The organism is Moraxella sp. K02 (assembly GCF_041154755.1).
GTDB lineage: Bacteria > Pseudomonadota > Gammaproteobacteria > Pseudomonadales > Moraxellaceae > Faucicola.
The window spans coordinates 444,123-466,647 of record NZ_AP031590.1 but is presented as its reverse complement, the minus strand read 5'-3'; the positions used below and the strand labels follow the sequence as shown (position 1 = coordinate 466,647).

General features: G+C 43.0%; 22 protein-coding genes, 1 tRNA gene and 1 pseudogene. 11 read left to right on the top strand and 13 right to left on the bottom strand.

What is annotated here, in order from left to right; genetic code table 11:
• Positions 1-13: 13 nt before the first annotated feature.
• Positions 14-1,603, bottom strand: a complete 1,590-nt coding sequence (locus ACAM39_RS02150) for an isocitrate lyase (protein WP_369628066.1) — start codon at positions 1,601-1,603, stop codon at positions 14-16.
• Between the two features lie 452 nt (positions 1,604-2,055).
• Between ACAM39_RS02150 and ACAM39_RS02145 the strand changes: the two genes are divergently transcribed.
• Entirely contained in the window at positions 2,056-3,093 is a 1,038-nt protein-coding gene (locus ACAM39_RS02145; protein WP_062333830.1) for a LysR family transcriptional regulator, read from the top strand.
• 35 nt (positions 3,094-3,128) lie between these two features.
• Here the strand turns inward: ACAM39_RS02145 and ACAM39_RS02140 are convergent, their stop codons facing one another.
• Complete coding sequence (locus tag ACAM39_RS02140) at positions 3,129-3,533, bottom strand: hypothetical protein (RefSeq protein ID WP_369628065.1); 405 nt, start codon at positions 3,531-3,533, stop codon at positions 3,129-3,131.
• Positions 3,534-3,630: 97 nt separating this feature from the next.
• The gene (nhaA, locus tag ACAM39_RS02135) at positions 3,631-4,848 is read right to left on the bottom strand and encodes a Na+/H+ antiporter NhaA (protein WP_472828263.1); all 1,218 of its coding nucleotides are present in this window, start codon (positions 4,846-4,848) and stop codon (positions 3,631-3,633) included.
• A 346-nt stretch (positions 4,849-5,194) separates the two neighbouring features.
• Here nhaA and ACAM39_RS02130 point away from each other — a divergent pair, with 346 nt between their 5' ends.
• A complete protein-coding gene (locus ACAM39_RS02130) occupies positions 5,195-6,652 on the top strand; it encodes a C13 family peptidase (RefSeq protein WP_369628063.1) in 1,458 nt (485 codons plus the stop codon).
• A 161-nt stretch (positions 6,653-6,813) separates the two neighbouring features.
• Here ACAM39_RS02130 and rpmG read toward each other — a convergent pair whose 3' ends face one another.
• The 4 genes from rpmG to ACAM39_RS02110 all read right to left on the bottom strand — a co-directional run bounded on the left by rpmG (position 6,814) and on the right by ACAM39_RS02110 (position 8,366).
• The gene (gene rpmG, locus ACAM39_RS02125; RefSeq protein ID WP_036587286.1) at positions 6,814-6,969 is read right to left on the bottom strand and encodes a 50S ribosomal protein L33; all 156 of its coding nucleotides are present in this window, start codon (positions 6,967-6,969) and stop codon (positions 6,814-6,816) included.
• A 35-nt stretch (positions 6,970-7,004) separates the two neighbouring features.
• Positions 7,005-7,241 (bottom strand): 50S ribosomal protein L28, encoded by a 237-nt coding sequence (gene rpmB / locus ACAM39_RS02120; protein ID WP_007116088.1) that lies wholly within the window; start codon positions 7,239-7,241, stop codon positions 7,005-7,007.
• Between the two features lie 301 nt (positions 7,242-7,542).
• Entirely contained in the window at positions 7,543-8,244 is a 702-nt protein-coding gene (gene bioD, locus ACAM39_RS02115; RefSeq protein ID WP_369628062.1) for a dethiobiotin synthase, read from the bottom strand.
• A complete protein-coding gene (locus ACAM39_RS02110) occupies positions 8,244-8,366 on the bottom strand; it encodes a hypothetical protein (protein WP_257619932.1) in 123 nt (40 codons plus the stop codon). Before ACAM39_RS02110 ends, bioD begins: the two co-directional genes overlap by 1 nt.
• Positions 8,367-8,500: 134 nt before the next feature.
• Here ACAM39_RS02110 and ACAM39_RS02105 point away from each other — a divergent pair, with 134 nt between their 5' ends.
• Positions 8,501-9,481 carry a ketopantoate reductase family protein gene (locus tag ACAM39_RS02105; protein ID WP_369628061.1) on the top strand — a complete coding sequence of 327 codons (981 nt, stop codon included), beginning with the start codon at positions 8,501-8,503 and terminating at the stop codon, positions 9,479-9,481.
• Between the two features lie 92 nt (positions 9,482-9,573).
• On the opposite strand, the gene ACAM39_RS02100 is transcribed toward ACAM39_RS02105, so the two are convergent.
• Entirely contained in the window at positions 9,574-10,212 is a 639-nt protein-coding gene (locus ACAM39_RS02100) for a glutathione S-transferase family protein (RefSeq protein WP_369628060.1), read from the bottom strand.
• Between the two features lie 155 nt (positions 10,213-10,367).
• Positions 10,368-12,344: an oleate hydratase gene (locus tag ACAM39_RS02095; RefSeq protein ID WP_369628059.1), complete on the bottom strand. Its 1,977-nt coding sequence runs from the start codon at positions 12,342-12,344 to the stop codon at positions 10,368-10,370.
• Positions 12,345-12,803: 459 nt separating this feature from the next.
• Here ACAM39_RS02095 and ACAM39_RS02090 point away from each other — a divergent pair, with 459 nt between their 5' ends.
• The 3 genes from ACAM39_RS02090 (at position 12,804) to ACAM39_RS02080 (ending at position 15,533) form a co-directional block, all read left to right on the top strand.
• Positions 12,804-13,100, top strand: a complete 297-nt coding sequence (locus ACAM39_RS02090; RefSeq protein ID WP_060996241.1) for a Trp family transcriptional regulator — start codon at positions 12,804-12,806, stop codon at positions 13,098-13,100.
• Between the two features lie 254 nt (positions 13,101-13,354).
• Positions 13,355-14,764 (top strand): anthranilate synthase component I family protein, encoded by a 1,410-nt coding sequence (locus tag ACAM39_RS02085; protein ID WP_369628058.1) that lies wholly within the window; start codon positions 13,355-13,357, stop codon positions 14,762-14,764.
• A 127-nt stretch (positions 14,765-14,891) separates the two neighbouring features.
• Positions 14,892-15,533: an anthranilate synthase component II gene (locus ACAM39_RS02080; RefSeq protein WP_369628057.1), complete on the top strand. Its 642-nt coding sequence runs from the start codon at positions 14,892-14,894 to the stop codon at positions 15,531-15,533.
• 132 nt (positions 15,534-15,665) lie between these two features.
• Here the strand turns inward: ACAM39_RS02080 and ACAM39_RS02075 are convergent, their stop codons facing one another.
• A complete protein-coding gene (locus ACAM39_RS02075; protein WP_369628056.1) occupies positions 15,666-16,178 on the bottom strand; it encodes a hypothetical protein in 513 nt (170 codons plus the stop codon).
• A gap of 207 nt (positions 16,179-16,385) precedes the next feature.
• The gene (gene speC / locus ACAM39_RS02070; protein WP_369628055.1) at positions 16,386-18,545 is read right to left on the bottom strand and encodes an ornithine decarboxylase; all 2,160 of its coding nucleotides are present in this window, start codon (positions 18,543-18,545) and stop codon (positions 16,386-16,388) included.
• Positions 18,546-18,769: 224 nt separating this feature from the next.
• Between speC and ACAM39_RS02065 the strand changes: the two genes are divergently transcribed.
• The 3 genes from ACAM39_RS02065 to ACAM39_RS02055 all read left to right on the top strand — a co-directional run bounded on the left by ACAM39_RS02065 (position 18,770) and on the right by ACAM39_RS02055 (position 19,494).
• On the top strand, positions 18,770-18,958 hold the full coding sequence (locus ACAM39_RS02065; protein ID WP_159675893.1) for a hypothetical protein: 189 nt from the start codon (positions 18,770-18,772) through the stop codon (positions 18,956-18,958).
• A gap of 26 nt (positions 18,959-18,984) precedes the next feature.
• Positions 18,985-19,170 carry a hypothetical protein gene (locus ACAM39_RS02060; RefSeq protein ID WP_128680931.1) on the top strand — a complete coding sequence of 62 codons (186 nt, stop codon included), beginning with the start codon at positions 18,985-18,987 and terminating at the stop codon, positions 19,168-19,170.
• Positions 19,171-19,418: 248 nt separating this feature from the next.
• A tRNA-Glu gene (locus ACAM39_RS02055) sits at positions 19,419-19,494 on the top strand.
• A 165-nt stretch (positions 19,495-19,659) separates the two neighbouring features.
• Here the strand turns inward: ACAM39_RS02055 and ACAM39_RS02050 are convergent.
• A pseudogene (locus tag ACAM39_RS02050) lies at positions 19,660-19,752 on the bottom strand (YdaS family helix-turn-helix protein); the annotation flags it as partial.
• A gap of 327 nt (positions 19,753-20,079) precedes the next feature.
• On the opposite strand from ACAM39_RS02050, the gene ACAM39_RS02045 reads away from it, so the two are divergent.
• Entirely contained in the window at positions 20,080-20,376 is a 297-nt protein-coding gene (locus tag ACAM39_RS02045; RefSeq protein WP_369628054.1) for a hypothetical protein, read from the top strand.
• 759 nt (positions 20,377-21,135) lie between these two features.
• On the opposite strand, the gene ACAM39_RS02040 is transcribed toward ACAM39_RS02045, so the two are convergent.
• Positions 21,136-21,294 carry a hypothetical protein gene (locus tag ACAM39_RS02040; protein WP_369628053.1) on the bottom strand — a complete coding sequence of 53 codons (159 nt, stop codon included), beginning with the start codon at positions 21,292-21,294 and terminating at the stop codon, positions 21,136-21,138.
• A gap of 25 nt (positions 21,295-21,319) precedes the next feature.
• Here ACAM39_RS02040 and ACAM39_RS02035 point away from each other — a divergent pair, with 25 nt between their 5' ends.
• A complete protein-coding gene (locus ACAM39_RS02035; RefSeq protein ID WP_369628052.1) occupies positions 21,320-22,519 on the top strand; it encodes a replication initiation factor domain-containing protein in 1,200 nt (399 codons plus the stop codon).
• Positions 22,520-22,525: the final 6 nt, after the last annotated feature.

Here is a 22,525-nt window from a genome sequence, read left to right as displayed (position 1 = left end):
AATCTATGATGAATTAGTGACCAAATTGGTTGGCAGTGTTTTTGGCGCCGCCCGCTTTAAGTGCCATTTCACCTGAGAAGATTTCTTTGTGATCATCACCGATGTCAGAACCTGCCATAGCTTGGTGCTTAACCGCCGCAACGCCTTCGCGAAGTTCTTTACGTTGTACTTCTTCAACGTAAGCTAACATACCTTTATCACCGAAGTAACCTTTTGCCAACTGGTGCGTACTTAATGCCGCCGTGTGGAAAGTAGGTAGGGTAATCAAATGGTGGAATACACAGGCTTCACGTGATGCATCAGCTTGGAAAGTACGCGCTAGTTCATCAGCAGCGGTATTCAACTCAGTGTTGTCGTAGTCAGCAGACATTAAGTTTGCTTTGTCATAAGCTGAGATGTCTTTGCCTTCTTTTTCCCATTTTGCAATAACTTGTTTACGGAAGTTAAGCGTCCAGTTGAATGATGGGCTGTTGTTGTAAACAAGCTTAGCGTCTGGCACTTGCGCAACGATACGGTCAGTCATTGATTTGATGTGAGCGACGTCTGGCGTTGGTGTTTCAATCCATAGTAGATCGGCACCGTTTTCAAGGGCAGTCACACAGTCAAGTACCACGCGGTCGATATTGGTGCCTTCGCGGAATGAGTACAAGCCGTTTGGCATACGAGTTGGGCGAACCAATTTGCCATCACGTTTTAATAGCACATCGTACTCGTTTGCATTTTCTAAAGTCACTTCTTCAACTTCTAAAAAGTCTAAATATTGTGAAGCAAGGTCGCCTGGCTCACGTGACACAGGAAGTTTTTGCGTTAATGACGCACCTTCAGAGTCAGTACGGGCAACGATGATACCGTTGTCAATGCCAAGCTCTAAGAACGCATAACGAATCGCGTTGAGTTTTGAGATGAAGTCTTCGTGTGGTACGGTAACTTTACCATCTTGGTGACCACATTGTTTAGCATCTGATACTTGGTTTTCAACTTGGATAGCACAAGCACCTGCTTGGATCATTTTTTTGGTGAGTAAGTAAGTCGCTTCTTCGTTACCAAAACCTGCGTCGATGTCAGCGATGATTGGCACAACGTGTGATTCAAAATTGTTGATTTTGTCTAAGATGGCTTTAGTGTCTTGACCTGCTTCTTGCGCCGCTTTTAATTCACGGAAGTAATCATTTAATACTTTTTCGTCCGCTTGACGTAAGAAAGTGTAGATTTCTTCGATTAATTTTGGCACAGCGGTTTTTTCGTGCATAGATTGGTCAGGTAGTGGACCAAATTCTGAGCGAAGCGCAGCAACCATCCAACCTGAAAGGTAGATATATTTACGTTCAGTAGTACCAAAGTATTTTTTAACCGCATACATGGTTTGTTGACCGATAAAGCCATGCCATGCACCAAGAGATTGGGTGTATTTTGATTTGTCAGCATCATAAGCTGCCATATCACGACGCATGATGTCGGCAGTGTATTGAGCGATTTCTAAACCTGTTTTAAAACGGTTTTGGATAACCAAACGCGCAGCATCATTTTCGCTGATGTTTTTCCAGTTACCATATTTGGCTTTTAGTTCGCGGATATGGTCAATCGCTGAAACGTAAGTTGACATAGCAGTCTCCTGTTGAGGACGGTGGGATAAAAAAACTTAGGATGATTGTTGTGTTGTGATAAAAGTAAAAGTCTTAATAAGCCAATATTTAGTGAGCGTTAAACACCGAAAATATAAATAATGTTTAAGAGACAAACTAAATATCCAAAATAATCTAACAATTTTTTTTAACAAAATACGTGATATTTCTTACAGTGATATTAAATAGTCTGTTAAAATTAAGAATTCTATTTTGGCACTAATAAAGCTTTAAGTTGGCTTAAATAATGGAATGAATGCACTATACCCTTTAATTCATAATTTAGCTATTTAATGATTCGTATCTTTAGTATTTATTTAAAATATAGTATAATATAATCAATAACTTAAGTTTTATTGCTAGGTTTTAGCCCTGTTAAAACTAGCTGTTTTAGCCTCTTTTTCTTAACTTTTAACTAGACAAACAGTAATTTATGGATTTACAACGTGTGGATTTGAACCTTTTGGTGCATCTTGATGTGTTACTTCGAGAAAAAAACGTCACCAGAGCCTCTGAGCAACTCGGCATTACCCAGCCAGCCATGAGTAATATCTTACGTCGTTTGCGTAAGTTGTTTAATGATCCCTTGTTGATTCGCTCATCTGAAGGCATGACGCCGACGGAGCGGGCGCTTGAATTACAGCCGCGCGTACGCGAATTGTTAGCGGATTTAACCCAGCTATTAGAGCCGCGTACTGAGTTTCGTCCTTATACCTCAAGTCGTGTGTTTCGGATTATGACGTCAGATTATGCCGAAGCAACGCTGGTGCCTAGGCTAGTTAAAGCGCTGCGCAGTGAAGCCCCAAACGTGATTTTGGACTTTTTGACGCCTTCGGACGTATCGTATCGAGATATGGAGCAAGGTCGGGTTGATTTGGCGATTAATCGTTTTAACGAGGTACCGCAAAGCTTTCACCAAGTGCTGATTTGGCGTGATACTTTTAGTTGTTTGTTGTCGGCTGATAGTCCGTATGTCAATCGCTTTAACCTAAAAAATTATCTTAAAGCTCAGCACGTTTGGGTCTCTAAAACAGGCATGGGGGTGGGTTTTGGCGTCAATCCCGAAAAATCTGGTGGACTTGGCTCGATTGATGCGGCGTTACAACGTCTCGGTCAAAAACGTCAAATCAGTGTCTTTACCCGTCATTATCAGATGCCTGCCATGCTCACCGCTAATAAAGACTTAATTGCTACGCTGCCGACTCGGGTGGCGCGCATGCAGGCAAATAATGATGATATCGTAATTAAAGAGCCGCCATTTTTTATTCCAGAGTTTGAATTGACAATGGCGTGGTCGCCGCTATTACAGCATCACCCTGCGCATCGTTGGTTACGTCAGTTGATTCAACATGTGTCGCGACAAATCATCGCCGAAGATCGCATCAAGTATCCGCTACAAACCGCGATTCAAGACGGTTCGCTGCATACCCAGCCTATTGATTTGGTTGAAATTGATCCTGATCGTCAATAATTGAGGGTCAGACAAGCGGCTTATCTAGGCCTGGTCTAGGACTGGCAAATTTTATCCACCCACAGCTCATACGGATATTTTCCTAAATGTCCGTAACGTCCTTTTTCAGTCACTCGCCCTTCAATGCAGACAGGTAAACTAATCGATACGCCCGTTTGACCTTGCGCTTTGGCATACTCGGCTAACAGGTTGTTTGGGTCAAATACGTGGTATTTGGTGGTACCGTCATTAAATTCAGATTGCTCTAAGCTTTGGGTAAAAGTGCCTTTTAGGGTCAGCGTTTTTTTGGGTACACTCTCAATGCTTTCTTTGATATCGCTTAACTTACCATTTTGCAGCGATTGGTACGCTATGCTAGCGCAACTTGCCAATAGACCAATTATCGCCACACCACCGCCCAACCATGCGGCTTTTTTACCCATTATCTTGTTAGTTAGCATGGTATTATCCTTATTATTGATAAAAAAAATGATAGCAATATTCGTTGCTATCATTTGTAGAGTTTATTTATCGTTACAATGCCCTTGGGTAACCAGTTTAGCGAATATAGGTATGGTCCTCAGGATTAGTCACCGGCTGTGTCAGCGCTTGGGTTGGTAAGACATTCTTGAGGTAAAAATACCCCAACATACCTGCCAATAATGACCCTAAAATAATGCCGAGCCGCTCATCAAACGGCTTGACTTCAAGCCCCGCAAAGGCAAGCCCACCTATAAACAAACTCATGGTAAAGCCAATACCACATAGAATCGCCACGCCAAATACTTGTCGCCAATCAACATTGCTAGGCAAGCTAGCTAACCCAAGCTTGACGCCAAGCCAACTAAATAGCATCACCCCAATCGGTTTGCCCAGCAGCAGTCCTAGTGCGATACCGAGCGGTACCGTATGAAGCAGCGAGGACAGCCCCGTACCACCGAGATAAATGCCCGCATTGGCAAACGCAAAAATCGGTAAAATAATAAAGCTGACTGTGTCTTGCAAATCATGTTCAATCGCTTCGAGGGGTGAATGCTCAGGGTGCTTGTTGTCTGTCATTGGGATAAACAGCGCAAGCAGCACACCGGCAAGCGTCGCATGTATCCCCGACTTGAGCATCGCTGCCCACAGCAAAACGCCAATCATTATATAAGCGGTGGTGCGCGTGACGTTAAAGCGATTCATGAGCCACAATATCACCAAACATACCCCGACCCAAGCCAGTGCCGCCATCGACAAACCCGATGAGTAAAATAACGCAATAATGATAATCGCACCGATATCATCAAAAATAGCAATCGATGCCAAGAATACTTTGAGCGCGGCGGGCACGCGATTGCCCAGTAAAGTCAGCACGCCTAAGGCAAACGCAATATCTGTCGCCGCCGGAATCGCCCAACCTTTCATCAAATCTGCATGCTGATAATTGAATGCGGCATAAAAAATCGCAGGTACCATCATGCCACCGACCGCAGCAATCGCAGGTAAGACGACTTTTTTGACCTCTGATAGCTCACCCACCAGCATTTCCCGCTTGAGCTCAAGTCCCACTAAAAAGAAAAACACCACCATCAAGCCATCGTTAATCCAATGTAATAAATGATAGTCAATACTAAATGAGCCGATTTTTATCGAAATAGGCAGATGCAAAAAATGCTCGTATATGTCACTCATCGGAGAGTTTGCTACCACCATCGCCAACACAGCGGCAAACGCCAATACGATACCCGCAGCCATATCGTGTGCCAAAAATTTTTTAAATTGGTTAAATACTATCATCCGTCTAAAACTCTTTTTAATACCATTTTTTATTTATGAAACATACCACATTTAAAGTAAGTAAAATAGCCTACAGTACCATCATACCATATATTTATTATATCATAAAATCTATTTTTATGATAAATAATTTCATAATTTTACTTTAATAGAAAATTTTATTCATTTATTGGCTATTTTAGATAAATTAATTTTTTAGCCGTATGATTTACTAGCGTCGATAGTTAAGATTCTAAACATGAATGATTAATAAAGTTGTTAACACCCCATCGCTATTTTGTATTATTATTTTATCAATACTTGCCTACCGATTTAGAATCAGCCTTTCAACAGTGTGGATATTTTGCCAACTTCTCTTACCGATCTTGATTTAACCCCGCTCAAACGTTTTTCTCATAACGTCATCGCCAATATCCGTGCCACGTGTCACATGCTAATAGGTTCAAAACGCGCGTTTTATTGGGTCAAGCCCACCGTATGGCAATTTTTGTTGTTTGGATTGACGGCACTGGCGAGTAATTTGCTGTTTTCGTGGTTGGTGGCGGAAGATGCCACCCATTTTAATCCACAAGGGCTGATTAGTTATTTGGTGTGGCCGATGGTGATGCTGGTGGCGGGATTGATTCTTGCCAAACGGCATTTTAATGCCATGCTAATTTTTGTGCCGGCGATTTTGTGGCTGTGTGCTGACACCTTTATGATGCTAGTGCAAAGTCTGATTCAGTTTATATCAGACTTGGGCTGGCTGCCTGAATGGACGTTTGATACGATTAGTATTGTGTTCGTATTGGCGTTTGTCTGGCAGTCGTTATCGCTGCTATGGATTTTTGGCAATCAATTACGCTGGTCATGGATTGAGCGTGTCCTGATTATGCTGGGTGCGTTTGCCGTACTCAGTGTGTGGCAAAAAAACGTGCAATCTGAGCCGATTTTTCAATCCGACCCCGTCGAACCTATAGTCACTGAAGCGGCATTTTATGCTCAGCCTGAGCTTCTGGCCGATATGCTAAATAACTTGCAGCCACAACGCCCGACTGTACATGATTGGTACTTTATGGGTGTCGCAGGCCATGGCGAGCAAGATGTGTTCCGTTCAGAAATTGCGCTGACCAAAGATTACTTTGACCATCAATTTGGCACAGCAGGACGCTCGGTGGCACTCATTAACAACGCCAATACCCTGTCTGCGCTGCCGATTGCCAGTAAAACCAGTATTGAACGCGCTTTGCAAAGTATCGCCAAAAAAATGGATGTCAATGAAGACGTGCTATTTTTGACCTTGACCTCGCATGGGGGTGACAAGGTGATTGAGATGTCCAACCCACCGCTAGCGCTCGATAATGTCGATGCCAAATGGCTACGCCAATCATTGGATAAATCTGGCATTAAATGGCGCATTATTGTAGTATCAGCCTGTTATTCTGGCTCATTTATCAATGAGTTAAAATCGCCAGACACCCTCGTGATTACTGCCTCAGCGGCGAACAAATCATCGTTTGGCTGCTCTAATGAAGCCGAATATACTTACTTTGGACAAGCATTTTTTGCTGAAAGCTTACCCAAGCTTCGCCGTTTTCGACCTGCGTTTGAAGCCGCCAGCAAACGCATTGCTGAACGGGAAAAAATGATGGGCTTTGAACCTTCTGAGCCGCAATTGGTGATGGGTGAGTCTATTCAAGCGAGATTGCCAGAGTTTGAAAACAGTCTCAAACCCTTACCTGCGGTTGTGATAGCGCCATCGACTGCCGCCAGTTCTACTAGCGATGCCAATAGCTTAAGTAGCCACCAACTGCTCAAGTAACATAGACCGTTTCGTCTGTTTTAGCTGCCAAGACGCCTTAGCCCCTATCTTACCGTCCATCACGGTAGCGATTTTATAATTTTTGTGCATAAAAAAAGTGGGTTAACCTAAGTTACCCACTTTTTTATCAAATAGCGCGTCAAATAGACTGTGGCAGTCAATTATTTGATTTTAGCTTCTTTGAATAAAACATGTTGACGTACCACTGGATCAAATTTTTTGATTTCCATTTTGTTTGGCATGGTACGTTTGTTTTTGGTCGTGGTATAAAAATAACCCGTACCTGCAGTTGAAACTAATTTGATTTTATCACGCATCGCAATTGCTCCCTAAGAATATGAAAAGGCAAAAATTAGATTTTTTCGCCACGAGCACGCATATCAGTTAAAACTTGGTCAATACCAACTTTATCAATGATACGCATACCTTTGGTAGTCAAGCGAAGCTTAACAAAGCGGTTTTCGCTCTCTACCCAAAAACGATGGGTGTGTAGATTTGGTAGAAAACGACGGCGGGTTTTGTTGTTTGCGTGAGAAACATTGTTACCTACCGCTGGGCGTTTTCCAGTCACTTGGCATACTCGAGACATGGCTTACTCCTAATCGGTGTGCATGAGGGCTGCTCATGCCTGTCACAACTGATACTCGCACATCTCGCATATCATTGAAGCTAAAAAAAGCTAGGGTTTCAACGATTCTAGTGTTGAGTATCTCAGTTTGAATCAATAATTAATCTTTTGGCGGCGCACTTAAAATTAGCTACTCACGGCTAGTCACTTGACTTGCGTCAATCAAAACCATTTTAAGCAAGCGTCAAAAAATCGCTAGTAAATTTAAAGCCGCTATTTATACCATAACTTATGCCAAAATGCAATGTGATTGGATAAAAATTTAATGGGTTAAAACGCCTTGTTTGACCATCAAGGGTGGCGGGTTCTGATGCCCAGCAGACTGGCGTAAAATTTGCTGGCTTAACCAGTCAATTTGCGCATCGACAAACGGCGTGTCGGTCTGTAATTGGTTAAAAATAACCACAGCGACTTTTAGCCCTGCTTGCCAAATTGCTTGTAGGGTTAGCATGGCATGATTAAGGCTGCCAAGCTTGATACCGACGACCATAATCACAGGGTGTTTGAGCGCCGCTGCCACATCAGCAAGCGTTTCTTGCTCGTTAATAGGGGTAAACCAGCCGCCTGCCCCTTCAACCAAAATCACATCGGCAGGATAGGCTGCGATGGCGTTATTGATGGTATCGACTAATTGGGTGTTGGTGAGTGTCACGCCATCAATTTGGGCGGCGATATGTGGTGAGCAAGGAGTCACTAGCTGGATAGGCGCAATGGCAGACAGCGGTGGTTTGACATTGGCAAATTGATTGATGCGCCTTGCATCATCGCTATATGTTTGCCCGTTGTCATCGGTTTCTAGACCTGCGGTGACTGGCTTGATGGCATAGACACTTTTGCCTTGCTGAGCCAGACTTTTGACCAATTGCGCGGTAGTGGTGGTTTTACCGATTTCGGTGTCGGTACCTGTGACAAAATATGCGCCGTTTAGTGCACATGAAGCGTCGTTAATATTGAATAGATTCATTATTTCTTACTTGCTTTATGGTTAATGGTTTGGGTGGTTTTTTGAGCTGATTGGGTAATTTTTTCAATTTTTTGCTCAAACGCTGGCATTAGTTCTTGCAAAGTTTGTTGCTGATTTTTCATAAGCAGGTCATAAACAACCCATAAGCACAGCCATTTTTAATAATTTCATTGTGATTCCTTTTTTAAAATACGTGCAAAAATCTGCTAAACTTTATCACAACTCTAATCAATGTCGCAAAATAACAGGAAAAAAGATGAACGATTTACCGATTATTGCCATTGTTGGATTTGGTTCATTAGGGGCGTTATTTGCCAGTCTATTAGCCCCAAATATGCCTTTTGAAAACTTGCGTATCGTCGCCGATAGTGAGCGTGTCAACCGCTACCAACAGCAAGGTTTATTGGTGAATGGCGAGCCATTAACACTCAACTATGTCACACCAAACGAAAGCCCTCCTTCAAACCTAAGTCCTGCCGATTTGGTGATGGTGTGTACCAAATTTTATCAGTTAAACGAGGTGTTACCGCTCATCAAAAGTCAACTTGGCGACAATACGCTGCTAGTTTCTGCCCTCAACGGCATCGCCAGCGAAAAAGTGTTGGCAAACGCCTTTGGTGACGAGCGCATTGTGTATTGTGTGGCGCAGCAAATGGACGCTATGAAAAATGAGCCGCATGAAAAAAATGGGAAAAATGGTAGCCAACTGATTTATCGCGATCATGGACAATTGGTCATTGGCGCGATGACAACTGATAGCGCTGAACGCGCACGCGTGCAACAAGTCGATGCCCTCTTTAATCAAGTCAATTTCCCGCACTCAGTAAGCGATGATATGCCGCGCCAGCTGTGGGGCAAATTGATGCTAAATACCGGCGTCAATCAAACTGTGGCATTGTATCAAGGCACCTTTGATACCGTGCAACAAGCGGGTGAAGCGCGCGAGATGTTCAAAGCCGCCATGCGTGAAGTGATGGCAGTGGCACACGCTGAAGGCGTACCCTTGACCGAAGAAGATTTCAAAAAATGGCTGGCGATTATGGATGCGCTGGATCCCAAAGGCATGCCATCAATGCGGCAGGATTTAAAAGCAGGGCGACGCTGTGAGCTTGATTTGTTTGCAGGGACAATTCGCGAATTGGGGGATAAGCATGGCATTGACACGCCGGTCAATGACATCCTATATGATGGCATTAGTGCATTAATGGCTAACAATCAGTCGGGATGGCAACCCTAGCGCGATTGAAAAAAGCGCTACATAGAAGCAATGAATAATCCCTACAAATAAAAAAAGGGCATCTAGCTTGCCCTTTTTTATGTCAACAACCGTTATTTTTTAACAAAACGCTCATTCATTTGCGCATAAAAACGTGCCACATGGTCACCCACCACACTGGCATCTTTTGGATTAAACTTCATCACCCGCCCAAAATCCAAGCCAACATACAACACGATATCAGCGAAAGTGAGTCGATCACCGAGCAAGTATTTATGACCCGATAATAGCTTGTCAAAGTACGGCAAGGCTTTTTTGACACGGTTGATGCTCTCTTCTGCCATACCAGGCACTTGGTTGCCCACCGACGCGCGAGATGGATGCCCATGCTGGAAAGCCAGCATCATGTTATACAGCACATGAAACTCCGCATTGCGTGACATTGCGGTGATTTTGGCGCGCTGTATAGGGTCTGAGCCCATCACTTGCTTACCATTGCCTGCGAGTCGAATATCAAGGTATTCACAAATGGCATGTGAATCGTTGAGCACAGTGCCATCATCAAGCACTAATACAGGCAATAACCCCAATGGATTGACCGCCAAAAACTCCGGCGAGTTTTGCTCGTTTTTGCCAATATCCACGTTGATGACTTGTAAATTATGAATATCATTGATATCAAGCTCTTTGACTTTTAACAATAAGTCGACCTTGCGCGGGTTTGGCGGGGCATTCATGGTATATAGTTTCATCACTTATTCCTTATGATGTGTGATTTTAGCTTTAATATACTTGAAACCACCATTTTACGAAATAGGGTTTTTAGGCACAAAGGAAATTTTTCTGATAAAAAATCCTCCTAACGGCAGGAGGATTTTTCGGTTTGAGGACAAAAGTATATTAAAGCTTATTCTTTATCCCGCGCTTTTTGCTCATCTTTTTGCCCTTCTTTATGCCAAAAGGCTTTGACTACTTCAAATTGCTCGGCAAGCGTCTGCATCAACGAGCTGTCTTTGGGCGCTTTTTTGGCGACGGGTGGCAAGATATGCTCATAATAGGTATTGGCGAGTACTCGGCGCAGTATGCCCTCCCCGATGAAGCCTTGGTCATCGTTGAGTGTACTGGCAGAGCGGAGTATGTTGCGAATATCGTATTGGGTTGGCACGATATCAGGCACTTGCTTATTGCTATCTGTGAGGGTGTACACCGCGACCCGCGCCGAGCGTACCGAAGTTTCAACGGTGAACACCACATCATTGTTGGTTTCAACAAATTGACCGATGAGACCTAAATTGGTGCAGCCTTCGGGTACAATTTGTGGACGGTCACCTTTGGCACGTGGCATAAACATCGAAGTGATATACGGCATATAGGCGGTGTTAGCGATAGTATTGGCTAAAATATCATCTTTTTGCTCAAGCAAATCTAGGTGGTATAGTAGCTCCGTCACAATTTCATGCCCCGTACATTCTGGCATGGTTTTTGGCACATAGTTGCCTTTTTTATCCATCAATAGCCCATACACCCATATCACCACCACGTCTTTGGGTTGGTCAGGGAATTGCGGTTGGCGGTTAATAGTAAAACTCATAAGCCAGTTGGAATCGGTGATGGTAACAATACCGCCTGTGACTGTTTTGCCTGATAGCGGCGGATTGACACAGTATTTTTCGCTGATTTTGCGTAAAAACGCCGAGTCTTTGCAAGTTAATGTTGCTGACATCCAGGCAGATTTGGGCACATGGCGGTTAAATTTTTCTGGACGACCAAACACAGCAGATTGTTTGGCAAGGTCATTCCATAGTACCCAGCCTTTCGTTTTTCCCATTGTATCATCAGCGAAACGGATATCAGGCGCAGTGTCACTGGTGCCATAGCGCGTATCTTCCGTCATTGATCCTGTGGTAATAATCACAAAATCATTGTCTGTTACAGGGATATAGACTTGTTGACCATGTTGGGTGGTTGTCAGCCCTTTCACCACTTTTTTGTCGCCTTGCTGCTCAAAATCTACCGCGGTCACTAACGTGTCACTTTGTAGGTTGACGCCTTTATTGATTAAAAATTTTTGCGCAGGTACCACAAAGCTGTCATATTGGTTATATTTGGCAAATAACAGGGTCGACATATCTTTGATGCCATCTAAGGCTTCCAAAAACCGATGCATGTAAAGCTTGCACTCAAGTAAGCTGTGCCAATTTTCAAAAGCAAACATACTACGCCATAGCGTCCAAAAATTACTGTCCAAAAAACTTTGGCTAAAGTAATCTTCAATGGTGAGATTATCGAGTTCGTCTTGATTTTTTAGTAATAAGCGGACGATGGCAAGTTGGTCGGCTTTATTGAGATTAAACTTGTGAAAATCTTTGATTTCGCCTTTGTTATGAATCAACCGTGCTTTAGAATAGTTGGGGTCATTGTCATTGATCAGGCGGTATTCATCAAGCACTGAATAAGGCTCTGGTAACTCTAGCGCAGGTATATCTTGGAACATATCCCAAAAATTCTCGTAGGTGGTAATCATCTCACGACCACCGCGCATGATATAACCGTCTTTGGCATTACCAGCGCCATCGAGTGAGCCGCCTTGCACCGCTAATTCTTCTAAAAAGGTAATGTTCTCGCCTGGGATATGGGCATCTCGGATAAAATAATACGCCGCTGCCAACCCGCCAATACCGCCGCCGACGATATAGACTTTACTGTCTTTAAAACGTCCCGTATCAAAACCGATATTACGCTGATAGTTACCACGGGCATCGCTAAACGGCATCGAATTGCCAGGTTGGTTAGATTGATAATCCGCCCGCTGTGGTTGGTGATCGACCTCTTTAAAAGCCATATTTTTCAAAAATTCACTGTTGTTCTTAGCGTTAGTTGTCATAATGAAGTGCCCTATTTTGAATAAAACTAGTGTTGAATAACATTAGCGTTAGCTAACTCTTTAAACCGCGCTGCTACCTTTTGACATTGACCTTAACTGCTCATTCTTAATTGCCCATTAAGACTACTACACAATAACCAAAGACAACGACGCGGTTATAATAATTATGATTGATAGTCATTATTTATAATTGATAAACTCACTTAGATTTTTAACTAAGCAATTTTATTATAACCACATTATATAACCTCGCTAAAGCGACTTTGTGTCGACTAAGCTTTGATTAAATATACAGTTATTTGCGCTTTTGTAATCAAACGTAACCAGTCATCGCCCCTCTTTAGTTTTTTAAAGGGATAAAAATCGATTGAGTTCAGTTGCTAAACCCCGTAAAATGTATCATTATACTAGAACACTGAAATGCTTTATTTGTTATTTTTTACTCAAAAAAAACCTACTATGCCGCACACTTCGCCATCATCCCTACCCGCCTATGATTATTTGGTTGAGCTACTGAGCCAAACCGATGATAGTGACTTTATCCGCGAAATTTTGGCAGCGCTACTGACTGAAAAAGAACAAAAAGAAATCGCCAATCGCATTCAGATTTTTGCCTTGTTTCAGCAAGCGCTACCACAACGCGAAATCGCTGAGCGCTTGGGGGTGGGCATTGCGACGGTATCACGGGGCGCCAAAGCGTATGGTCAACATGATATCAATCAATTATTGCCAAATCTGAGTCATTTGAACCTATAAATTTGTGATAATGGCTTCGAGGGTGAATAAGCCCATCACAGTAGCATACTTTGGGGTGACATACTTTGGGGTGAGTAGAAGGGTGATGAAAATCCGTGAGAAAATAACTGGCATGCCATAAAAGAGTTGCAAGCAGGGGTTAATCTGATTACAATGTATCATCATACTAGAACACTGAAACATTGATTAAAATTTAAAATACTGTAAATTTAGCATACTATAAATTTAAAACACTATAAATTTAAGACACTATGATGACTACACACGCCAAACCGCCCAAAATCGCCCTTGCCAGCAAACCAAACCTGATTAAACTTGCACAAGACATTGATTTTTTTGAACTCTTTAAACGCATCGAAGCCAAATACGCTACCTGTTTTTTACTAGAATCGTTGGGCGAAGAAAGCTATATCTCACGTCATCATGCCATCGGCTTTGACCCTGCGATGACGGTGTTGGCAAAAGATCGCCATACCTTGACTATCACCAACAATCGCACGGGGGAAAGCACGGATTATATCTGTGACAATCCTTACCAACTACTGCGCGAAATCACCCCACAACATGTGATTTCACGTAGCCATACCGGTGGATTGGTCGGTTTTTTGGGATTTGATAGTGTCAATTTTTTTGAGCCGACCCTTAATATTCAAACCAGTGATGATTTCGAGCCGTTTAAATTCGGGGTCTACTTAGATGGGTTAAGCCTTGATAAGATGACCGGTGAAATTTTTTATTATTATTACGATACCGACCACCAAAGCAATCGTATTGACGAAATCAAGTCATTATTGACCGCTATTTCGCCTGACTATACGCAGCCCACTGCTGAGCATTTGGGCGATGGGATGAACCGCGAGCAACATGCGGCAGCGGTGATGAAAGTCAAAGAAGACATTAAAGCTGGGCTGATTTTTCAGTGTGAAGTGGGTTTCAAGTCGCATTATCGCATCCAAGGCGATAGCATGCCAATTTATAGTAAACTGCGCGAAGTCAACCCGTCACCGCATATGTACTATGTCAAATTTGGCGCCCAAAAAATTATTGGCGCATCGCCTGAGTTGTTGTTCCGATTGCGCAATGGTGAGATGGAAACCTTCCCACTGGCAGGCACCACCAAGCGCGGCAAGGATGAGACCGAAGATCGCCAATTAGCGCGCGCCTTGCTCAATGACCCCAAAGAAATCGCCGAACATAATATGTTGGTGGACTTACATCGTAATGATATCGGGCGGGTGGCACGCTTTGGGACGGTTAAAGTGCGTAACTTAATGGATATCAAGCGCTTTTCACATGTCCAGCATATCTCCAGTGAAATCGTCGGTATTCTTGACCCTAATCATGATATGTTCACCGCGCTTGCCAGTAATTTTCCCGCAGGCACGCTATCGGGCGCACCCAAAATTGAAGCGATGAAAATTATAAATACGCTAGAGCCCGATGGTCGCGGTGCTTACGGTGGCGCACTCGGTCAGTTTTGTTTTAATGGGGATTGTATTTTTGCTATTCCGATTCGCTCGCTGTTTATCAATGGCGAAAAAGCGTATGCGCAAACTTGCGGTGGCAATGTATATGATTCCAATCCTGAAGACGAATATGAAGAAATCGTACGAAAATTGTCTGCGATGAAAGTTGTACTGTCCAATTTTGCGCCAGTGTCGTAAGCTAGTTTTTAATCATAACGATAGCTTAAGACAGACAAGGGTTATGATGAATTGGTATGATAGCAAGGTACATCAGCAGTATTTTAAACGTTTAGAATAACCGCCAAACCTATTTTTAGAGTTGACTATGCAAGTGTTAATTATTGATAACTACGATTCTTTTACCTTTAACCTATACCAATATATTGGTGAGATTTTAGCCGCAGACAATCAGCCTTTTAACGTGGTTGTCAAACGCAATAATGAGATTAGCTTAGCGGATATCCAAGCCATGAATCCTGACCGCATTATCATCTCACCCGGTCCAGGTTCCCCCGATGACCCTGCGTATTTTGGCGTGTGTGGTGAGGTCATTACTGAGCTTGGCAAAACCATACCGCTGCTAGGCGTGTGTCTTGGCATGCAGGGCATTGCGCATTTTTTTGGTGGTCAAGTGGTGCGAGCCAATGTGCCCATGCATGGCAAGACGTCACCGATTCGCCACGATGGTCAAGGCATGTATCAAGGTTTACCACAGCAGCTTGACATCATGCGTTATCATTCACTGATGGTCGACGCCGCCTCACTCCCCGATTGTTTGCTAGTGACCAGTGTGGTATCTAGTGAGCAACATAGTGATAAAAACCTCAAAGATGCCAGTCTAGCAGGCGATGAAATTATGGGCATTCGCCACCGTGACTATCCGATTCAAGGGGTGCAATATCACCCAGAATCCTTCGCCACCGAAGGCGCGAAAACCTTGCTAAAAAACTTTTTGTGGCAAAACTGAAGTAAATCCATCTCGGTGAATCCATCTCGGTGAATCGATGGCAGCGTAGCTATTACGCCCAATATTACACCAATATGAAAATCGGGTTTATGCCATAAGGCGCTACCCTACCAAATTTGTTAGTAGATTTATTTACAACAGCAGCAAAATCACCGACATGATCGCTCCCACCGCCACAAATGCCAAGCCACGCTTAAAAATTTTGGAGCTTGGGGTGAATAAAAACAAACTCGACAGCACAAAAAATAATAAACTCAAGCCAAACAATACATTCAGCCCACCCATACTACCTTTAGAGGGCGCTTTATGAAAATTCACCATTTTATCTAATACCACAGGCAGTTTTTTGCTAGTATAAGTCACCTCACCGGTTTTGGTATTGTACTGCCCATCTTTAAAAAGCTGTATATCACCCTGCTGCCCCCTAAAATCGATGTTTTTCATCTTTAGGGTTTTGGCTAGATTTTTCTCATCAAGATTGGTTGCCACGACTTGGTTGACAGTTTTTGAAGATTTTAAAAAATCAGTATCGCGAAATACCAGCAACATGCCACTTAGCGAATAGACCAGCATAATGCCAACCATAAAGAATCCAACATAGCGGTGCCCAAGCCTCATGTAGAGACGAAAATCTTTCATTGTCATTGTTTGACTGCCTCTTAAAAAATTGAGCCGTCATTATCCAATAATAGATTGAGAATGTAAATAATAATGATTATCATTTAATTAAATAACATCGCGCCTATCTATACAGAGCAATCTATACAGACCAAATTTTGCGCCATTGGTTACTGCTGCAAACGCGCCAAATATAGACTTCACCGAGAAAGCCTATGAATCAAAAACCGTCAATCAAATTTGGTGAGGCTGTTTTAAAACATAGGCATAGGCAACCTTTTTACCTTGATCGTCATACTCCCAGTACACGCCCTGCACCTCTGGCTCAAAGCCTGGCAAGCGATTAACCCCTTCTTGCAGTGCCAAGAAGTAATCAAGCACTGCACCATCCCACACTTCGCCAGGTACGATACAGTACACCCCTGGTGGATACGGTAGCGCGCCTTCCATGGCGATTCTGCCTTTGATGTCGTGCAGCGATACCAGCTCGACCTCATTACGGATAAAGGCGTTATGCGCATCAAACGCGCTTATAGCAACCTTGGGACGATGTTCGCGCTCGAACATTTGTTTTTGTCGTTTGTTCAGCTGATGCTTGGCATAGAAGTTATGCATCAGTTGGCACAGCTCATTGATGCTCAGTTTGCGGTACTGCGGGTATGCCTTAGCCAGTGTCGGCAACACTTGGGTAACGGGGCTGTTTTCGCGGATGTGTTTTTCAAAACGGACGATACGGGCGACCAAGTGCTGGAATTTTGCCAAGGTTTCGGCAGGCGTCAACAAAAATAAAATCGAGTTTAAATCGGCTTTTTCTGGAATGACCGAGCTTTCACGCAGATAATGCGCCAAAATCGCGGCAGGAATCCCTGTTGCTTCATACTCACCGGTTTGCATATCAATACCTGGTGTGGTCAGTAGCAATTTGCACGGGTCGATAAAGTATTGGTCATCGGCATAATGCTGAAAATCATGCCAGCGCGCGCCTGCCTCAAAGCGGAAGAAACGAATATCATGGGCAATGGTTTCGGTATCGTAGTCTTGCCAAGCTTGCCCATCTACTGTAGGCGGAACAAATGGCAAAATCATGGTACAAGTGTCTAGCAGCATTTTACGTGCTTCGATACCGCCGATGACACACTCATGCCACATGCGATGACCGGCTTTTCCTTCATGCATTTTGGCATTGACATCAAGTGAGGCAAACAACGGGTAAAACGGCGAGGTCGACACGTGCATCATAAACGAGTTGTTAAAGCGTTTATGATTGACATAACGGGCTTGCCCGCTGATATGGTTATCTTTTTTATGGATTTGTGAGGCTTGAGAAAAGCCCGCTTGTTGCTTGTGTACCGATTGGGTCACCAAAATTCCCGGATCATTTTCACCTAGCTCAAGTAGCAGGGGCGAGCAATCACGCATCATCGGGATAAACTGCTCATAACCCACCCAAGCACTGTCAAACAAAATATAGTCACACAGATGCCCGATGCGATCGACCACTTGGCGGGCGTTATAAATAGTGCCATCATACGTGCCCAGCTGAATTACCGCCAAGCGAAATGGGCGGGCATCAGCCGCTTTGTCGGGCGCAACTTCACGAATACGCGCGCGTATTTCGGCTTCTTCAAAACAATGGGCGGGAATGCCGCCAATCAAACCATAAGCATTGCGGTCGGTCTCTAAATACACAGGCGTACCACCTGCCATGGTTAAGGCGCCTTGGTACACAGATTTGTGATTGTTACGGTCAAACAGCACCAAATCACCATGCGCTACTAACGCACCAATGGCAATTTTATTGGAAGAGGAAGTACCGTTGAGCACAAAGTAGGTTTTATCGGCATTAAAAACTTTCGCTGCATGCGCTTGTGCTTCATACGCTGGCCCTTCATGAATTAGCAAATCGCCAAGACGGACATCGGCATTACAAGAGTCGGCACGAAACAGCGTTTCCCCAAAGTATAAATAAAAGCGTCTGCCCGAAGGATGCTTACGAAAAAACTGTCCGCCTTGGTGCCCAGGACAGTCAAACGCCGCATTGCCATAGTCGGTGTAGTCCATCAAGGCTTGGAAAAAAGGCGGATCGAGCGTGGCGATATAATCCGCCGCTGCCGCATTGACCAATTGTCCGTTATAAAACTTTTGATCATCTGCCAACTCTAGCACACCATACACATTGGGTAGCCATTCATCAGGCACTACATCACCATATTCAATCGCCACAAATATCGGAATGGCAAACCCCAAATCTTCAATATCTTGATACACGCGCGGCAAGTCCGTCATCGTGACCACAATCGCTGCAATATTGGTATAGTCGGTCGATTCAATATCGATGGTACGATAATTAAGATTTAGGGCGTATTCGATGCCATCACTGATGACTACTTTCATAATTATTTTCCTTGCTGCAACCGTGTCAGTTGCCGAAGCGTTTTTTAGACAATTATATTAACGTAAAAATATGAAAAAGTGCAGAAAAGTGCTTTTGCAGACGCTTAGCACAGTGTTTGAAAATAGTTCGGTAACATGGCTACCACACATCATTACGTGAATGACGTAAAATAGCTGTTAAGACCTGTTACACTAATGCTAACAATAATAAAAAGGACTCTTTCATGGGCGTAGATAACAGTATTTGGACTACTATTATTATGTATATGATTGCTGCCGTAATCTTAGGCATATTAACATATTTATGGCTAACGTTCCGACTCAAGAAAAAACAGCGCGATGATGCGATTCGCAATCAAACAATGGCAGCTAATCAAAGTATTGATAGCCAGCGCATCGATAATCAGCGTTAACTTAGATTGTCTCACAAGGATCAAGTATGCAAGTGGATAGTAAAATCTGGATGACTATTTTGGGTTTTATCAGTTTATCGATTGTGATTAGCATCGTAACCCATTGTTGGATTCGCTATCATTTAAAAAATAAAGCCGCTAATCTGCCGCCGCAATCTCATACAACGCATGCTCATACGACATCTGAGTCGCATCGAAATGATCACTCATAAGCATGGCGCTAAATTTTTAGACCACACTTTTTAGAAAACACTGTAATTAAGCGCATTAGTTGGCTAATGCGCTTGTCCTGCCGCTCTATCAACTATCTTGAGCCACCCTATTGTGGACTAATTTTTAAAAATATAAAAAAATACATAAAAAACAGTTGACGGCAAAAATAAAAATATATATTATACGCTCCACTTCGACATTAACGGTGAAAGCGGTCGAGGTCGCGCTATAAACTAAGCGTGCTAGTGTCCCCATCGTCTAGAGGCCTAGGACATCGCCCTTTCACGGCGGTAACCGGGGTTCGAATCCCCGTGGGGACGCCACTCATATTTATTAAGCCAGTTTAGCCATAAACTGGCTTTTTCTTTGTCTGTTTCTTCTTTGCATAATAAGATTACTTCAATTGGGTTTAGTCCTACATATTCCGCCAATTCTCCTAGCATTGCATCACTTGGTTTTAATCCTTTTCCTTTATAGTTTTTGAATGTGCTAACTCTTTGTTGAGTTATTCCTAGTTTTTCTGCTAGTTTCTCTTGGCTACCAGCTTTTGAAATTGCCTTATCAAATAACTGCTTAATCATTATTTGCTCCTATTGATTTACACCATAATATGGTGTATATTGAAATAATACCGCAAGGTATTTTTTAACTCCTTCTTTACACCATAATATGGTGTACACCATAAAGGGGTTTAACTTTAAATCATATCACTTCTTTCTAAATAAAAGAAAGTAAATGATTGATAAAAAAATTAATCCAATCGCTATCACATGGTAACCATTAGCGAATTGGTCACTAAATTCATTAACTGTCATGGCTTAGAACTCTTTGCGGTTATTGAATAGGCTAATAACTGTTAGCGCAGTTATTAGCCACCTTTAAATTATCACTACTCCGAGGTGTTAACAATGCAAGATTACATTAATAAAAAACCTAAACCTAAAATTTATAAGTGTTGGGATTGTTCTGCTATTTTAGAAAATCCTAATATCCCTTACTGTTTAAAATGTTCTGAGAAACATGAAAGTAATATTTTAAACAATACTTTGGCGTCTGACTTATCGGAGCAAGCTAACAATGCTCCTAGTGACTTTGTAGCTTGTGAGTCAGGCGTCAATCCTCCCCCCGTCGCTGTGTTGTCCCCAGCCGCCAGCGACACCCCTTATAAAAATATGCAGTCTCAAAGATTGGGGGCTGCTCTATGACTTACACATCACTTTTGCATGATAACGTTCTCTTGTCTCAAAGAGTCATAACTTATATTGCTATGACGTTTTGGCAACTGGTTTTTATTGCGTGTTTTGCGCTGCTTTTCTACCTGTTTTATACGGTTACGTTACCTGATAACCGACGCTTTTAATGTTTTATAGGCGTTAACGGGTGGTAGGGTTAGTGACGACAGCGTTAACGTCTTGATTTTCAGTCCGCTACTGGGGGATCTAGACAAAGCGGACAACCGTAGGAGTGACCAAAACAGACTTGGTTTGCCGTGTGTACCGTTGCGCTATATTGGGTGTAAACCCTTGGCGTTGTAGGTCAGTGCGAAGCGTGGGGGATATAACGGCTTTAACCGCCCTCAGCCAAGTTTTTGGGAGTCGTGGCGGTGTCTAGGCGGTGCATTGTGCCGTAACCACGACAGCAAGGGGCGACAATCCGCGCCCTTGACCGATTGCGACGGTGCGACGCTAGACGCATAAAACGCCTCGGACTCACTCAAAACCAACGGTTTTTTTAAAAAACCTAGGTTTTGGGGGAGTATTTTACCGAACTGCTCAAATGCTCAACTTCCGCATTTAGCCAGTTCGGAGCGAATTACAACACACTAAGCGGACTTATCCACGGTTGCCCCGTCCTGCTTCTTCGGTTGGCGGTGGGGCTCACCCCAATGCCCCCTTGAGCCAACCGAAGAAGCAGGACGGGGCATACGGTGGGTAAGTCCAAGGGTTCAAACTTAAAAAGAAACATCAGGGCAAGGGTTCAAACACACACCTAAACCCAAAAAGATACAAGGCAAGCCGATAAGCGGCGCGGCTTGGAGCACCGCCCAACTGGACGGAGCGCACGACTAAGCGACGCAGGCGCAGCCAAAAAAACAAACGGGCAAAGCCCCCCACTAATAACATGGGGGTAAAGTACATAAGGTGAGAAATGCACGATTTTACGCAAAACGGTAAGCAATATCAGGAGCTTATTAAAAAGCACCTTGCTAAGACTTTGCCTCAAAAAGATGTGGATATTCCATTTTTTAGCTTACCTAATACAAATAGACAGGTTTTGTTAAACCCAGCTTTAGAACCTAATTTTATTAACCCGCATATTGCTACTGATGCCGATTATTCTGCCTATCCTTTGATAGAAACTGATGCGGTTATTACTGCTGGTGGTTTAAGAACTTTACTTGCTGAACGTTTAGCAACTAATGAAATAGTAAGAATAGATTACTTAACTGTCACCATGCACGACACTACTTTTGATAACTACAACACGAAATTAAATGACCCTATTCAGCGTCAATCTGAAATTATTAAAAATGTCAGTTCTGTTCTATCCGACATAATCGGTTTTGGTGTTGATTATGAACGTCCAAGTGGTATGAATTTCTATGATCGCACTTTTATGCTTGAGCATAAAGCTGGCATTGTTTGTATTGGCGGTCAAAAAGATACTGTCTTAATTACTATTTATGGTACTGGTTGCACCTTTGGCAAAATTGGTTGGGAGGGTCATTTACATGCTTGGTTGGATATGTTTGCCCGTAATCCACGTATTACCCGTGTTGACCTAGCTTATGATGATTTTGATGGAAAACTCGATATAGATTTTTTTGATAAGCAAGACAGCATTGGCGGTTTTGCTAGTCAAGGTCGTAAACCTGATATTCAAAAATATGGAAATTGGAAACGTCCTAACGGTAAAGGTAGATCTATTTATATTGGTTCGTCTCAATCCTCTAAATTAACTAGGATTTATGAAAAGGGTAAGCAATTAGGCGATAAAGATAGTCTTTGGTTGCGTGTAGAAGTTCAATATAGATACAATCAATTTCATATTACTCCTGATGTCTTGATTTCACCTACTAAGCGTTTTTTAGCTAGTTACCCATGTTTTCATGTATTTGATAGTGCTAAAACCCCTGAAAAATTTGATGTAGTTGAGCGTCAGCAGTTAATTACTTTTGAACATGCTCTTTCAATTACTAAAAAACAATTTGGACGTTATATACATTTTTTTCGTACTGTCTATGGTGATGATAAGTTCACTTTAGACATGTTAACTGACATCAGCAACAAAGATGTACCTGAGCGTATTGATGTGCTCACAATTCCCAAAATGCAACATGCTAACTAACTAGGA